The organism is Desertivirga xinjiangensis, from assembly GCF_024436435.1.
Taxonomy (GTDB): Bacteria; Bacteroidota; Bacteroidia; order Sphingobacteriales; family Sphingobacteriaceae; genus Desertivirga; species Desertivirga xinjiangensis.
On record NZ_JAFMZP010000017.1, the window covers coordinates 1 to 16,044 of the forward strand.

The 16,044-nt window shown below is 43.4% G+C and carries 12 protein-coding genes; 5 read left to right on the forward strand and 7 right to left on the reverse strand.

Annotated elements, in window-relative coordinates:
- Window positions 1–393: 393 nt before the first annotated feature.
- Genes J3P37_RS22705 through J3P37_RS22715 form a run of 3 tightly spaced genes read left to right on the forward strand, consistent with a single transcriptional unit; the run spans window position 394 to window position 2,758 of the window.
- Entirely contained in the window at window positions 394–957 is a 564-nt protein-coding gene (locus J3P37_RS22705) for an RNA polymerase sigma factor (RefSeq protein ID WP_256014396.1), read from the forward strand.
- A gap of 6 nt (window positions 958–963) precedes the next feature.
- Complete coding sequence (locus J3P37_RS22710; RefSeq protein WP_256014399.1) at window positions 964–1,518, forward strand: hypothetical protein; 555 nt, start codon at window positions 964–966, stop codon at window positions 1,516–1,518.
- A 34-nt stretch (window positions 1,519–1,552) separates the two neighbouring features.
- Window positions 1,553–2,758 carry a DUF4097 family beta strand repeat-containing protein gene (locus J3P37_RS22715; RefSeq protein ID WP_256014402.1) on the forward strand — a complete coding sequence of 402 codons (1,206 nt, stop codon included), beginning with the start codon at window positions 1,553–1,555 and terminating at the stop codon, window positions 2,756–2,758.
- 547 nt (window positions 2,759–3,305) lie between these two features.
- Here the strand turns inward: J3P37_RS22715 and J3P37_RS22720 are convergent.
- From J3P37_RS22720 to J3P37_RS22745, 6 genes are all read right to left on the reverse strand, one after another.
- Complete coding sequence (locus J3P37_RS22720; protein ID WP_256014404.1) at window positions 3,306–4,229, reverse strand: response regulator transcription factor; 924 nt, start codon at window positions 4,227–4,229, stop codon at window positions 3,306–3,308.
- A 76-nt stretch (window positions 4,230–4,305) separates the two neighbouring features.
- Window positions 4,306–5,391 (reverse strand): glycoside hydrolase family 2 TIM barrel-domain containing protein, encoded by a 1,086-nt coding sequence (locus tag J3P37_RS22725; RefSeq protein WP_256014406.1) that lies wholly within the window; start codon window positions 5,389–5,391, stop codon window positions 4,306–4,308.
- Window positions 5,392–5,423: 32 nt separating this feature from the next.
- Window positions 5,424–6,461: a glycoside hydrolase family 43 protein gene (locus J3P37_RS22730; protein ID WP_256014408.1), complete on the reverse strand. Its 1,038-nt coding sequence runs from the start codon at window positions 6,459–6,461 to the stop codon at window positions 5,424–5,426.
- Window position 6,462: 1 nt separating this feature from the next.
- The gene (locus J3P37_RS22735) at window positions 6,463–7,527 is read right to left on the reverse strand and encodes a glycoside hydrolase family 43 protein (protein WP_256014411.1); all 1,065 of its coding nucleotides are present in this window, start codon (window positions 7,525–7,527) and stop codon (window positions 6,463–6,465) included.
- A gap of 61 nt (window positions 7,528–7,588) precedes the next feature.
- Window positions 7,589–9,136, reverse strand: coding sequence for a RagB/SusD family nutrient uptake outer membrane protein (locus J3P37_RS22740; RefSeq protein ID WP_256014413.1), 1,548 nt, complete (start codon window positions 9,134–9,136; stop codon window positions 7,589–7,591).
- Window positions 9,137–9,162: 26 nt separating this feature from the next.
- Window positions 9,163–12,363: a SusC/RagA family TonB-linked outer membrane protein gene (locus tag J3P37_RS22745; RefSeq protein ID WP_256014416.1), complete on the reverse strand. Its 3,201-nt coding sequence runs from the start codon at window positions 12,361–12,363 to the stop codon at window positions 9,163–9,165.
- Window positions 12,364–12,652: 289 nt separating this feature from the next.
- Between J3P37_RS22745 and J3P37_RS22750 the strand changes: the two genes are divergently transcribed.
- A complete protein-coding gene (locus tag J3P37_RS22750; RefSeq protein ID WP_256014418.1) occupies window positions 12,653–13,492 on the forward strand; it encodes an SDR family oxidoreductase in 840 nt (279 codons plus the stop codon).
- Window positions 13,493–13,515: 23 nt separating this feature from the next.
- Window positions 13,516–14,703, forward strand: a complete 1,188-nt coding sequence (gene uxuA, locus J3P37_RS22755) for a mannonate dehydratase (RefSeq protein WP_256014421.1) — start codon at window positions 13,516–13,518, stop codon at window positions 14,701–14,703.
- A 266-nt stretch (window positions 14,704–14,969) separates the two neighbouring features.
- On the opposite strand, the gene J3P37_RS22760 is transcribed toward uxuA, so the two are convergent.
- Window positions 14,970–16,040, reverse strand: coding sequence for a DUF2157 domain-containing protein (locus J3P37_RS22760; RefSeq protein ID WP_256014423.1), 1,071 nt, complete (start codon window positions 16,038–16,040; stop codon window positions 14,970–14,972).
- Window positions 16,041–16,044 lie beyond the last annotated feature (4 nt).

Consider the following 16,044-nt stretch of genomic DNA (forward strand, 5'->3'; position numbering starts at 1 on the left):
CAATAGCGATAAGAGTTCTTTCTCCAAGTTTTTTTGCTCGCAAAACTAATCCTTTTTTATCACCCTCCACAACTTTCCGGACTGATCCCTTCCTTGCTTCGTCATCCTGAACTTGTTTCAGGACCTCCTGCTTAAGCATTTCCTTTATAGTCCAAGAGATACCGAAATTAGTTCGGCATGACGACCGTTTTAAAAAGTTGGCATTAATGCGCTTAGCCGCCACCCCCCAACCTTTCCACTTGATCCTTTGTTTTGCTTTAGGATTTTCGGCATCTGTCCCAAAAATGAGAATGTGTCAGTCATAAATTAAAAGTAAATTAGTTTAGCTGTTTATTCAATAAAACTGCAACACTGCCAAATTCTTTGCGTCTATTATTTCGAAAGTTCAATACATTGGAAGCCCTTTATGCAGATCAGCATTACAACCTGGTGGTTGAATGCCGGGAAGGAAACAGGAAAGCACAATACGAATTGTACAACCTCTATTCGAAGGGGATGTACAACGTGGCTTTGCGAATGCTCAACAATGAAGATGATGCTGCCGATGTTCTGCAGGAGTCGTTCCTTGATGCATTTATTCGTATTGGGGATTTCCGGCAGGAATCAAGCTTCGGCTGGTGGATTAAGCAAATCGTCGTGAACAAGTCAATTACTCTCCTCAGGAAAAAAAAGCTGGATTTTATTTCAATTGAGGATGAAGGAATTGAGGAGATTGCCGATGCTGAGGAAGAGGGCTGGGAAGATATCGAGTTTCAGGTTAAACAAGTAAGACTGGCTATTCAATTGTTGCGCGATAATTACAGAGTAATTCTTTCTCTGTATTTGCTTGAAGGTTATGATCATGAAGAGATCGGGTATATACTCAATATAAGCGAAAATACTTCAAGGACTCAGCTTCTACGTGCTAAAAGAAAGTTAATCGAGGTGTTGAAAGTTCAGGGAATGAATAATAATTAGGAAGAGATGAACGACAAATTAGAAAACTTTATCAGAGATAATAAAAAGCAGTTTGATGAATTTGAACCTCCAGCTGACTTATGGGGTTCGATTGAAAAAGGACTGGATCAGATACAAAAGAATGCCCCGCGGAAGGAGAGGGTGGTTAAATTAAGTGTTCTTCTTAAAATAGCCGCTGGCATTGTGATTGTGCTGGGTGCTGCTCTCTTTCTGCTCCCAGAGAAAGATTCAGCTCCCGATATTGTAGAGATTAATCCGAAAATGGCGAAACAGGAATTTCAATATGCGTCATTAATTGAGGAGAAACGAAATCAATTAAAGCAACTTGAGGCAAAGGATCCGGGCCTATATCGTGAGTTTTTATCAGAGCTTAAGGTTATTGACGATAGCTATCAAAAACTTAAAAGGGAGCTTACAGACAGCCCCAACCAGGAGGAGACGGTTAAAGCGATGATTCTCAACATGAAGATTCAAATTGAAGTATTAAATCAGCAGTTAGAAATAATTCGGGAAGTAAATAAAGTTAAGAAAGGACATAATAATGGTCTCAGGGACATCTAATATATACAGGATTCTGTTGATAGTATTCCTATCGATGACTCTTAATGCATTGAAGGCACAGGAACTTCCCAAGCCACCGGTAGCCACCACGCCGCAGACGACGGATTTTGATCATCACTTGGTGATTAAATCTCATAGTGCTGAACTGAAGAAAGCCAGTCTTCGACTAAAAGCCGTGGATATGCAACTCAAAGAGCTTACGCAAAAATTAAAAATGCAGATCATGGAGAGCATTCCTGATTTTCAGGGACCAGAGCGTGCTCCTTCGACCCCGGAGGTACCGGAAATGAATCTCAGGAAGATTGAAAGGCAAAATAAGGACCGGGGAACTTTAAGCAAAGTAAAGAAAAGTAGCAAACTTCACCAGGTGGATGCCAATGATAAGCTCGCAATAAATAATCAATACGGAAATGTTTACATAAACGTCTGGCCAAAGAAGGAATTTAAGGTTGATATTGAGATAAAGGCTTTTGGAAACTCTGAAAGGCAGGCAGCCGAACTGCTGGATGGCGTTAAGATAGATGAAGTTAAAAGCTCTAATCTGATCAGTTATAAAACAAACATTGAATCTGGCAAGAGCTATGGCGGCGTCTATAAGAGGGGTAAAGATCCTAAAGGGGTTATTATAGAATATACCGTTTATATGCCTGGCGGTAATCCCCTGGATATTATAAATAAATTTGGAGACGTTATTTTGCCCGAGTTTAATGGACGTTTACAAGTTGATAATAGCTACGGTTCATTAAAGGGCGGAAGTTTGTTGAATATATCGAACGACATTAGCGTAAAATATGGATCGGTGAATTTAGAAAAATATGTTGTTGGCAGTATAAATGTATCCTATGGCAGTCTGAATATTGCCAGCGCAAGTGGTATAACGGCAGACGTGAGGTATGGGTCAACCAAAATTGGCAAAGTGACTAATGGTGGCAACCTGGAAAATAAATATGGCAGCTTAAAAATAGACGAAGTTGACAATAATGTAAAAACTTTAATTATTAATACGGATAAGGGCTCTGTGGCTGTAGGCACCGGGCCGTCCTCTAATTTCGATTTTGATGTGACTGTAAATATGGGCGGATTTTATTATCCGGCAGATAAAACTACAATCATAAGTAAGACAGCCGACGAAGAGAATGGTCGGCCGCATTTTACGAAACATTACCAGGGTCAGTATGGTAAGGGTTCTCCGGCCCGGATATTGGTGAAGACTAGTTATGGCTCGGTAAAGTTTCAGTAACTGATGCTGAAGAGGCTGTTATAACGGGAACGCGGCACCTGCACGCCAGCAGGGTCGACCGCGCCATAAATGTTTCTTCGTCATCCATCCTGAACTTATTTCAGAACCTGTTGTCTAAGCACATCCTTCATACATAGCTCATGAGAAGCGGAACTAGATTCACTGTTGTCCGGTAAAAGATTTTCGTAAAATGTTTACCGGACAGCCGGAATCAAAATGGCTGCGATATTCTGCGATAAAAACCTTTGAAAGTGCTGTATGGCAACCATAAGCGGTCAAACGCAGAAAAAAGGTGTGATTTGGTTAAATGTTTACCGGACAGCCGAATTTTAAATACGATTGTAATTTTTAAGATTTCGGGGGCTTGGAATCTAGTATGAACAAAAAAGGCCTCATTGGAGGCCAGAATAAGGGTTTTTAAATGCTACTTAAAACCTTACCGGACAACAGTGAACTAGATTCGGCATGACGCCTCTGCCTATACTTCGTCATCCCGAACTTAATCGCGGATCAACATGACGATACGCATTAGAGCGTACAGTCGCAGTCAGTTCTTACTATTATATTTTAGAAACTCCGTAGGCGTAACCTGGAACTGTTGGTAAAAGCACCTGGAGAAATAAGAGGGGGAGCTGAAGCCTACCATATAACCAATCTCGGAAATGTTATATTCCCGGGTTATCAACAGCCTTGCGGCGTGTTTAAGTCTTACCTGCCGGATGAATTCACTTGGCACATGTCCAGTGATCGTTTTGATTTTCTTATAAAGTGCTGAGCGGCTCAATCCAACTTTTTTGCTTAGCCCTTCCACTGAAAAGTCAGTATCCGAGATATGTTCTTCGACGGCAGAAATTATTTTCTTGAGAAATACCCGGTCTTTATGCGCTGAATAAAGAGATTCTGTATCTTCAAATGGGTGCTGGCTAAACTTTATCCATATACTATGATGCAGCTGTATGAGGTTTTTGATGGTTAAGGACAGTTGCTTCCATTTGAAGGGTTTGGCAATGCAGGCATAAGCTCCATTCTCCAGTGCATCGATCTCGATGTTGGGGCTGGTTTTACCCGTCAGCAAAATGAAAGGTAAGTGGTTATAGTTGATATCATGCTTGATTTTTTTGCAGAAATCAACACCACCCTTGGAGGGCGTAGTGATATCGCAGATCAGAATATCAACATGGTGTTTGTTTAATAGTTTGAGGGCTTCATTACCGCTATTAACGTTAATACATTTATATCCTTCCTGAGTAAGGTTTTTGCAGATAAACTCTGACAGGAAAGTGTCGTCTTCTATCACAAGGATAGTGTGCAGTTCGCCGACAGGTATCTGCACATGATCTGCATGGCTATCCTTGTTTTTCTGTTTGGTTTTTAGCTGCTTGCGACGAATAAAGTGTTGCAGCAAAAAAATAAGGGCGGCAGCGAGGGAAATAACACATACGACAAGGTATATCTCAGATGTTGTAAACATATCGATCAGTAATTCATAGGTGCCTCAAATTAGCGAATTCCTGAATCAAAGATGTTTACATATTTATCTCCCTGGTTTACTTTATGCCGTTGAGTTTTTTGATCAATTGCACCTCGTCATCGCGATAAGGGGTACCATCTTTTTTAAAAATATCATGGAACCATTCTATAGGTTGTTCTCCTGATGGAAGGGGAGTATCCCAGGCATAGATGGTATTCGATTTACCTGCAACGAAACCCCAGTTAATAGCTCCAATGTTTTCTTTGTGAAGCAACGGTAAAATATTGGAGAAGCGACTGTTGCGAGTCCTGGCCATATATTCAGTACAGATCATCGGCCGGCCATGCGATTTTAGAAGATCAATAACTCTTTGATGCCATTGCGGATCTTCATAGTCGTGGTAGGTAATAACGTCGGAGTTCAATGCCTGAAAAGCATTGAGTTCCTCATAATCCCAGGCCCAGAGTCCTACACTGAGAGGTTGAGAGGGATTAACCTCGCGGGCCCAGCTAAATACATTTTTGAGTAATGGGAGAGAGGTGGTTAGTTTTCCGGAGTTTCCCGGCTCGTTATATAGATCCCACAGCAAAATTCTTTTATCCTTTGAAAAATGTTGAATGACATCTTTTACGTACTTTTCCAATTCCGGGAACTTCGATGGATCTTTAGAATCGGGATCACCGGGGTCCTGCACCCAGCCGGAGTTGTGGACGCCAGGCTTCGGTTCTGGTTGTTTTCCCGGTCTTGCCTGCTTGTTCCAGCAGTCGTCGAAGAAGACGAAAATGGTCTTTATTTTATGTTTGTCGGCTATGCCCAGGTAGCGGTCAACCCTCTGCTTGAATCCGGTCGGGTCCTGCTTCCAGGCGAGGCTGTGCAGGTAAACACGCATGGTGTTAAAGCCGATGTTTTCTGCCCAACCTAATTCCTTGTTGATGGTAGCAAAATCGAAAGTTTCAGCCTGCCACATTTCGAGCTGGTTGATGGCAGTACTTGGTAAAAAATCTGCGCCGTTGATCCACTTAAATTGATTATACCATTCGTTAGCTTTTTCAACACTCCACCGGCCTGCACCGGAAGGTACGTTTACTTTTTGTGCTTCTACCGATGATACGGAAGAAAGCAGAAACAAAATGATCAGCAGTTTATTCCTAAATCGTTTCATTTTTTTTGGGCTTTAAATACACGAACGAAAACTTATTTACCGGTGGAAGGGATTGGAATAGGTACACCGGTTTTGACCGGAATACCGAAGTTGGGTGTTCCATCTGAATTCCAGGTAAACTTCTGCGCCCGCGGTGTACGGAAGTTTCCGCATCCCTGGTTTGGCTGCGAATTAGCGTGGTAAAGAATCCAGTCTTCCGTTCCGTCCGGAGATTTGAAAAAGGAGTTGTGCCCGGGCGCATATACGTCATTCTCCGGTGCCTTTTTGAATACCGGGTATGGTTTTTTTTGCCAGGACGATGGCTTAAGCAAATTTTTCCCTGTAAAAGTGAGCATGCCCAGCGCATAAAAGTCTGTCCAGCAACCACTGGCAGAGTAGATTAGGAAGAGTTTATTTTGCGGATTTTTCAGTATTTGTGGGCCTTCGTTCACATCCACATGGGGCGGATTGTTTGGATCGTTTAAGTCGCCGTGTTTCTCCCACTCGTATAGGGGGCTCGAAATCTTGACACGTTTCCCTTTGATCGTATATGGGTTTTTCATTCTGGCGATGTAGATCTCTTGTTTTTGATTGATGTCACCTTCCCAGCCAGCCCAAACCATGTACAGTTTATTTTTATGGAAGAAGACCGAACCATCTATGGCCCACTTATCTGAACGGTCTCCTACTTTTCCTTTTAGGATCCAGTTACCCTGCATGGGGTCGCTGGATTCGTTCTCAAGTACATACATCCGGTGGTTGTTATTGTTGCCATCGTCAGCGGCAAAATAGGTGTACCATTTATTGTTTATGAAATGAATTTCGGGCGCCCATAACTCTTTGGAATAAGGGGTTCCTGCTGGCGGACGGAAGATCGTTTTTTTTTCGGCATTTTTTAGGTCTGCAAGATTAGTGGTCTTCCATATTACCAGGCTATCCTGCAAGGTATGGGTGTAATAGTAATAGCCATCTTTGTAAATACTCCATGGATCGGGTCCCAGGGGCAAAAGGGGGTTAGTAAAGGTTTGAGCAGATGCACTTATCCAGCTGGCACTAAATAAAATTAGGTAAAAGAGTTTTCGTAAATTCATATTATTCTCCTGATGGTTTATTAATCTGTAAGCCTGTAGCTACCGGTTCACCGAAGTTAGGGAAACCGTCTGGATTGAAAGTGATTTTTTGCATGCGGATATTGCGTTTGTCCCCGCATCCCTCGCCACTATTGGAGTTTGCATGGTAGATCATCCAATGCTCGGTGCCATCTTTGGACTTAAAAAAAGAATTATGTCCGGGACCGTAAGCATTTACGGAGGGCTTTTTGATAAATACCGGGTTCGGATGTTTCGTCCAGTCAGTGGATGTTACAGGGTTTCCTCCTTCTTTTAGAGTCAGCAAGCCCAGGGCATAATCGTCAGTTCCGCAATAGCTTGCAGAGTAGGTAATAAAATAGGTGTTTCCGGGATTTACCAGAACCTCGGGTGCTTCGTTAACGCCAAACCCATTTCGTTCCCAGGTTAAATCGGGCCGGCTAATTAAGGTTGCCGGACCTTCGAGGGTCCAGGGATTAGTCATCTTCGAAATATAGAGATTCTGTGTGAGATTGACATTGCTGACATCCGGTCGGCCCGACCAGATGAAATACCGGTTGTTGTTGTATTCCATGATGGTTCCGTCAATAGCCCAGAAGTTTGCATTACTATTCGAGAGTCGTCCTTTATCTGTCCAGGTTCCTGTAATTGGGTCAGCGTTGGCATTTTCCAGCACCCAGGTCCTCTGGCTGAGATCGGTGCCATCACCTGCGGTATAATAGATATACCATTTGTTATCGAGGAAGAACATTTCTGGAGCCCAAATATTTCGCGAATTGGGATTGCCCGGTACAGGTTGATAGATGGTCGTGGAGACAGAGGAGGCTAGTTGCGACATCGAGGTTGTTTTTCGTAGGCGGATGGAATTGCCTTCTGTCTGGAGATAATAGTAGGTGCCATTTTTTTGATACACCCAGGGATCGGAGCCCTGAACCAGCGGGTTGGTGAAAGTATTTACCGGCTGGATGACTTCAGGCGCAGAGGATTGCTTACCACAATTTACTCCAATTGCTATCCAAAGGAAAGAAGCAAACAGGAGTCTCAGGGTATTTCTGTTTCTAATGATCATAAAAACCTCTTAAATAAATGAAGGGGAAAGTCTTTTTGTTTGGACCGTCCCCTTATTTTGGTTAATAATTAGGATTGGGTGTTAGGTTAGGATTAAGGTCCCTGTCTCTTTGGGGGATAGGGTATAATTCATGCCGCCCTTCAATAAAGCCTTCAAACTCCGGATCCCTGGCTGCTAAGTCCTTACTTAAGTCGCCCCATCTCAGCAGATCGGCCCAACGCCATCCTTCACCGGCGAGCTCAGTAATTCGTTCATGCTTTAGCTGAGCGAGAAATGGCACCTGAGTTAATCCCGGCCGTGTAATGGATAGAGGTCGTAATCCTGCTCTCTGACGTACCTGATCGACGTATGTATAAGCCTCGCCGGTTCTGTTTGCTCCATTGAGGGCTTCCGCGTACATAAGCATCACATCTGCATAACGGATTAACCGATAGTTATTCGGCGAACGGAACCCCTCTACATTTTTCCAGTGGTCATTTAGCAGTTTTCTAAACCAGACACCATTGGCATTAGGACCATTTCCATAGCGGCTGGCAAATGTTTCACCATATACCATAGTTGCATTAGGGCCAGCCGGATCCATGAAATCGAATATGAATGAGGCGGCAAGACGAGGGTCACGCTGACCATTGGCTGTTGTTTCCACCAAAAACTCATTTATTAACCACCTGCGGGCTGCTCCGTCGTTAAATCCGATTGGAGGAGGGGCAAAAAATTGCGCGATAGAAGTTCCTGTATTATTTACCCTACTTTCGTCTACGTCGTCATCTGTATTTTCCGATAGGTTTTCATTGAACTGAATTTCAAAAACCGATTCCTCGTTATTTTCCCTGGTGACTAGGAAGTTATCCCGGTAGTTAGGTGTTAGGCGATAGACGTTTGCTCCTTCCCCAGTGAAGAACCATGAAAAGGCCTGTACTGCGGGTTCATACATATTTTGCTGCAAGTAAGTTTTTCCCAACAACGCATAGGCAGCTCCCCTCGTAGCCCTTCCCAGATCGTTTGCTCTGTCGGGTTCGGGATAAACAATGGGCAGATTAGGTATCGCTTCGTTTAAGTCTTTTGCCACCTGCGCATAAACCTCTGCCGTAGTAGCGTTTGGCGGCATGTCGGTTGTTTTTGGAGGTGTGAGGAGTAGAGGCGGCCTTCCAAAGTAAAGGGCGAGGTTAAAGTAGAAGAGGGCCCGTAAGAACTTGGCTTCTCCAATGATGCGGTTCTTCAAATCCTCATCCATCGTGATAGACGGCACGTTCGCAATTACCTGGTTCGCCCGGCTAACGCCTACAAAAAGTGTCTCCCAGGTTAATGCTGTTAATGGATTATTGTAGTCGGTCTGAACAAATCTCATCAAGCTATTTAAACCGCCATCTCCGCCTGAACCGAATCCTTCGTCAGATCTTAAGACGCCATGGTAGAACATCCACCTGGAATAAAGTGCGGGCGTGCGATAAAAAGTACTGTATACGGCATTGACGCCTTTCAGGGCATCGTCAGGGGTTTGCCAAAAGGTCGCTATAGTAGGTGCGTTTGGATTTAATTCATCAAAATCTCTATTGCATCCCGTGGATGTCAGGATCAAAAATGTAAGGAGGAATATATACGTTTTCATGATACTCTTTCTTTAAGTTGAACAGGTTAAAAACCAACGCTGAAGCCAAGGGAGATGATCCGGGATGCCGGGTAATTCCCGTTGTCGACGCCTGGCTCTAAAGTGGTTCTTGGTCGATCTTCAGGTGTAGTTGAATTTGAATTTGCATTTGCACCAACAACATCCGGGTCAAGTCCTTTATATTTTGTAAGTGTGAGCAGATTTTGAGCGCTTACGTATACCCTGGCATTATTAAACCCTGCTTTACTAATAACGCGATCGGGTATGGCGTATCCGATTTCTAAACTTCTCACTCTTAAAAATGAGCCATTTTCAATCCAGCGATCAGAATCGCCGCGCGCATTCTCATCTATTCCTCTGTCTTCCGGCTCATAACCTAAGCGTGGAAAACTTGTATTTGTATTGGTGGGCGTCCATGGGTTTATGGCGGTTCTATAATTGGAGTCTCCAAAAGTGTCCAGATCGCGGCGAACATCATTATATAACTTCTGACCGAAAGCTCCGTAGAGCTGCAAGGACATAGTGAAGTTTTTGTATGATGAATTAAACTGCAAGCCGGTGGTGAACTTGGGCCATGGTGAACCAGCATATTGCCTGTCGGTTGCATCTATATCATCGTTTGTTCCACGGTCATTAATATTTACATATCGTATGTCACCAGGTCGGGCATAGGCACTTTGGGCTCGATGGGCATCGATTTCGGCCTGGTTTTGAAAAATGCCGTCAGTTTTGAGGACATAGAATTCGCCGATAGAGCGCCCGACCTGTGTTCTGGTATTCCCCGAGGTGATGTATTCTCTTGGCAAACCAGTTTCGGGATCTGTACCTAAATTACCAAAGCCCAGAACTTCGTTTTTTATGAAGCTCAAGTTACCGGAGATATCCCATCTAAACGGCCTCGTAGTCGAAGGAGGGCGATATGATAGTTGGAATTCCAAGCCTTTATTTAAGATAGAGCCAATATTAGCGATCGGTTCCCGGATTAGGTTTCCCAGGTAATAGGGAAGTGGCTGTTCAACAAGGACATCTCTTGAAACTGAGCGGAAGGCATCAACGGTAACGTTGATCCGGTTTTCTAAAAAGGCCGCGTCAAAACCGAGGTTGGTCGTTTCTTTTTCCTCCCATTTAAGATTTTCAAAAACAAGCCGTGCCTGGGTTGCGCCAGGGTAAGATTGCTGATTTGGCCCGAATATCGCGTCGGGGGCTTGATTTAAAAAAGCGTAATATTGATATGCATCTAAAGTATTTACGCCTAGAATACCCCAGCTGGCCCTGATCTTAAGATCGGAAAGCCAGTCAACCTTGAAAAAGTCCTCATTGGAAATCCTCCATGCTGCAGCGACCGAAGGGAATGTACCGGTTCGGTTACCAGGTGAAAACCTGGAATCTTTATCCGTCCGGAAGGTAAATGTCGCAAGATATCTGTCGTCGTAATTATAATTTAGCCTTCCCAGGTAAGAGGTGATCAATGATTTCGTTAGAGTTCCAGACGAAGTTCTATCGCCTGTTCGTCCGCTGGTAGTATTCAGGGTGGTAAAATAATTGCCTCCAAACTGAGCCAAATGCAGACCGCTTCCAAGTGTATTATCGCGTTTAGTTGTCTGTTCGGTATATCCGATAACCCCGTTTATATTATGTTTTTGAATTTTATGGTTGAAATTAACCGTATGTTCAAACAGATAGCTTAGATATTGTGAACGATCATCCGTAACCCGACTGAAATCGACAGACTGGTTTTGGTACCAGGATCCTTCTTTTCGGATGGATTTCGATTTGTCAAAACTGGTTTCAAGACCAGCATTAAAGCGATAAGTAAGTCCGTCCAGGATCCGGAAATCGAGAAATGCATTCCCGAGTATCTTAACAAAATTGCTTCTTATGGAGGTGATGTCTGCAATGGCAACCTGGTTGCGGGAGAAAGTATTAATAAAACCGGCTGAGCCATAGCCCCAGCCACCCGGATTTGTGGTGCTTACAAGTGAGGGACTGCGAACAGGAAGATTTGGAACACTGTTCCAGATGTCGTACCAGGGGTTGCCTTCTGCAAATCCGCCGAGAAAAGGGGTGTTTAAGGTAGAGTTGGAAACTGCAAGGTTTTCTCCAAATTTAAACCGTCCTTTAGATGATTCGGTGTTGATTCTTAGGGAAGTCCGGTCGAAGTCCCGGGCAATCAAGGTTCCGTAGTCTTGAAAATAGCCGGCCGAGATGAGGTATTTCGAAGTACTGCTGCCTCCTGAGATGCTGGCGTTATAATCCTGTACATAACCTGTGCGCAGCATTTCATCGGCCCAGTCTGTGTTTACTGATCCGTCGTAATTAGCAATTCCTGGTTGGGGAGGTAAACCTGAATTGGCACGGGCCAGGGTGTTTGTAGCCGCATATTCGGAAGCGTCCATCATTTCATATCTTTTCGGGATTTGTGAAACGCTTCCCCGGGCGTTTACAGAAATTTTTGCGGGACCTTCCTTCCCTTTTTTGGTGGTTATAAGGACGACACCATTTGCTGCCCGCGATCCGTAAATTGCAGCAGCGGATGCGTCTTTCAGAATCTGAATAGTTTCAATATCATTGGGATTGACGGTGGTGTTCGGATCTGCAAACATTCCGTCTATGACATACAGGGGATTGACATTTCCAAAAGTGCCGACCCCTCTTATGCTGACAACAGCTTCTTGTCCCGGCGAGCCACCTGTGCGCACGTTTACTCCCGGAGCCATGCCTTGTAAGGCTTCAGGCGCAGACCGTGGAACAAGTCTTTCTGTATTTCTTGTGTTTACTGTCCCCGTAGCACCGGTAACATCTTCTCTTCTAACTGTTTGATATCCAATTACAACAACTTCCTGCAATGCCGTATTTGACTCAACTAAGATTACGTTAATTTCGCTTCTGCCATTAACGTTGACAGACTGAGTAACAAATCCAAGATAGGAGAACTGCAAAACTGCATCCTGGGGAACCGAAATCAAATACCTGCCATTTGCATCCGTACTTGTACCTTTATTTTCACCTTTAATTGTCACTGATACTCCGGGGAGGGTTTCTCCTGTTTCGGAAGTAACAGTTCCACTAACTTGTGTTTGGGCAACCGTTGCCGGCTGAAGCGTGGCACATTTTGCTACCTCAACATTTAGAAAGCTGATAGAGAGAATGAGCACCAAAAAAGATAGCTTCTTATAAAATGTTGAATGAAAGAAATGGCTGACATAAAGTAATTTTTCATTTTTCATAGTTTCTGCTTTTGGTTTAAAAACTGGTATCCCCGAATTCTTTCCCTCGATGAAAAAGCGAAATGGTGGTTAATACCTATCTGAATTAAATTTCGCGTTTTAGAAAGGAGGCGCCTGTAAAAAACAGGTAATATGCTGTCAATTATGGGTACAAAGGGCTTCTGACCACAGTAATCTCAATTGCCTGAACTGTGTTACGGAATCGTTTTCGTAAATAAATATTCGAAGAGGCTGCGTATGCATTTTTTTTTTGGCAGCTTTGTTAATAAAATCAATTATTCGATTAATTATGTCATTAGAGTTTTCAGGTAAAGTAGCCGTAATTACTGGCGGTGGCGGCGTTCTTTGCAGCACCATGGCGACCGCCTTAGCCCAAAAGGGTGCTAAAATTGCGGTGTTGGATCTAAAGTTGGAAAATGCAGAAAAAGTTGCCAACGATATAAATGGAAAGGGCGGGAATGCCATTGGTGTTGCCTGCAATGTGTTGGATATCGATAGTCTTAAAGTGGCACATGCAACAGTTTCTGAGAAACTTGGTCCATGCGACATTCTTATTAATGGTGCCGGAGGAAATCATCCAAAAGGTACTACTTCAAAGAATCATTTATTTGAGGAAGACCTAACAGGAAATGAAGAACTTAAAACATTCTTTGATCTAGATCCGGAGGGAATCAAGTTTGTTTTTGATCTAAACTTTATTGGTAGTTTGCTTCCAACGCAGGTTTTCGCCAAAGATATGATCGGCCGCGAAGGTTGTACTGTGATCAATATATCTTCAATGAATGCCTTCAGACCGCTAACTAAAATCCCTGCTTATAGCGGTGCTAAAGCGGCAATTTCTAACTTTACGCAATGGCTTGCAGTGCACTTTGCAAAAGTGGGTATCCGGGTAAATGCTTTAGCGCCAGGCTTTTTTCTTACTGAACAAAATCGCACCTTATTAACTACTGCAGACGGCAGTTTAACCGACAGGGGTAATACCATCATAGCACATACACCGATGGGCCGGTTCGGCGAAGCTGAAGATTTAACAGGTACTTTGTTATGGCTTTGCGGTGATGGATCAAAGTTTATTACCGGTGTCGTTATTCCTATTGACGGTGGTTTCAGTGCGTTTAGCGGAGTTTAATTAATATTTATAATTTAGCAGAAATGAGTTTAGAACAAACATGGAGATGGTACGGTCCGAAGGATCCGGTATCCCTTGCTGATATTAGACAAGCCGGAGCTACAGGTATAGTTACGGCATTACATCATGTGCCGAATGGCGAAGTTTGGACCAGGGAAGAGATCTTAAAAAGAAAAGCTGAGGTTGAGAATGCTGGTTTAACCTGGTCGGTAGTAGAAAGTGTGCCTGTACACGAAGATATCAAAAAGCGCTCGGGTAACTTTCAGCACTATATAGACAACTACAAGCAGTCGATCAGCAACCTGGGAGCGTGTGGCATTGATATAGTTTGCTACAACTTTATGCCGGTATTGGACTGGACCAGAACTAATCTGGACTATTTGATGCCTGATGGATCTACGGCTTTACGATTTGAAGCTGCTGCATTTGCAGCATTCGAATTATATATCCTGAAGAGACCGGGTGCTGAAGAAAGCTTTACTGCTGAGCAAAAAGAGAAAGCCAAACAATATCTAGAGACTCTGTCTGAAGACGATCAGAAGTTATTAGTCAAAAATATCATTGCCGGTTTGCCAGGTTCTGAAGAAGGCTATACACTTGAGGAATTCCTGAAAGTTTTGGCTGGATACAATGAAATCGGCCCTAATGAACTTAAGGCAAATTTATTCAGCTTCCTGTCTGAAGTTATTCCAGCAGCAGAACAAGCGGGGGTGCTGATGTGTATCCATCCGGATGATCCTCCATATCCTATTTTAGGTTTGCCGAGAGTGGTGAGTACTGAAGCCGATATTCAAGAGTTGTATGCTGCGGTTCCATCTCATAATAATGGTCTAACTTACTGTACCGGTTCATTTGGTGTGAGAGCTGATAATGATCTGGCAGGAATGGTTGAGCGTCTTGGAGATAGAATCCACTTTATCCATCTTAGAAGTACGAGAAGAGATGCTGAAGGTAATTTCCATGAAGCGGATCATTTGGATGGAGATGTGGATATGTATGCTGTAATGAAGGCCTTAATTCTGGAGCAGAAGAAACGGATTGCAGCAGGAAGAAAAGACTTGAGAATGCCTTTCCGCCCGGATCACGGACATAAAATGCTGGACGATTTAAACAAAAAAACCAATCCGGGATATTCAGCAATTGGCCGCTTAAGAGGACTTGCTGAGTTGAGAGGGCTAGAGCTTGGAATTCTCAGGAGTTTGGCTGAATAATTTAATAAGCACACTATAAAGAAGAATGCACAGGTTTAACGATCTGTGCATTTGTTTTTGGTGGGAAAGCCGTCTTAGCACACGTGCGCTAGAACCAGAGGTGTCCAAAACAAATTCTTTCGTCATCCTGAACTTGTTTCAGGATCTCTTGCTTAAGCAAGCTTCAAGAGATGCCGAAATAAATTCGGCATGATGTGCGCCTTAGAGGTCCAAATTCAATTGCTGGTGCACCCGTGCGGCGTGTGCCTATGCAGCTTTATAAATTTTCAATCTTTTTTCTTCAATTCAATATTCCAGATCTTCTCAGCCTTGCGGCCGATAAACCAAAACGAAAGAGCAAGGATTGAAAAGAAAATAGCTTTGTTGGTAATACCCCAAAAATATTCGAAATAGCGGGTGTAAATGTTGATTAGCAGAAAAGTGATACCAAACTCGCGTGCGATGGAATCTTTTTTCTTTAAGCCGTAAATCATAAACGCAATTGAAACCAGAGCCGAAATGATACTCCAATAGAATAGATCTGCCTGTTTCACTTTGAACCAGTCTTCAAGGGTTCCAAAATTTCCAAAGATGGAAAGCAACCAGAGGGAAACAAAAAGGTAGAACAGCCCGATTATATAAGTCAGATTTCTAAAAACCTCCAGCCGTTTTGACCGCGACATTAGAACCCCTGCAGCAGTTAAAAAAGCGCCAAAGAAAACAAAGCGCAGGGGGTAGTTCATCCTAAGGAAATAATCGCCCCAGTTTGTTTGATACCCGGTTTCTGTTCCAAACCAACTACCCAATGAAATAAGCGCAAAGGCCCATATCAACTGCGAACGGAACTTCAGCGCAAGGACGGCATAAACAAAAACCGAGATAAGAAAGAGTATTGAAAAGTGACCCGAGCCATTATCGAAGGTCTTTCCAAGAAAAGCGATCGAGCTTGCAGTGAATAAAACTCCAATAAAGATGGTAGCTTCATTGCTAAAAACCCGCTCTGGGTTCGATAGTTTTCTTTTTTGGCCGTGATAATAAAACCAGGCAGCAAAGACTGCCGAGATAATGCTTATTAAAATATCTGGAGTATCAGACAGTCTTTCGAGCAGTTTGATGACTTCATCATCAATCACCAGCGATGTAAATGCAATCAATCCGCAGGTCAGTGCCACCCAGAATGAATACTGAGCAAGGCGTCGCCAGTCGAATTGCTTAATGTCGTACGATTGTTTAAGCTGTTCAGCCGTAGGATCATCTATAATACCTTCGGTCCGCCAATGTGTGATGGTTTGATCTAAAAAATCAGCTTCTTGTTTGTCGAGATTAAGTTTTGCCACGGTATAATATTGCTGGCTCAAAATA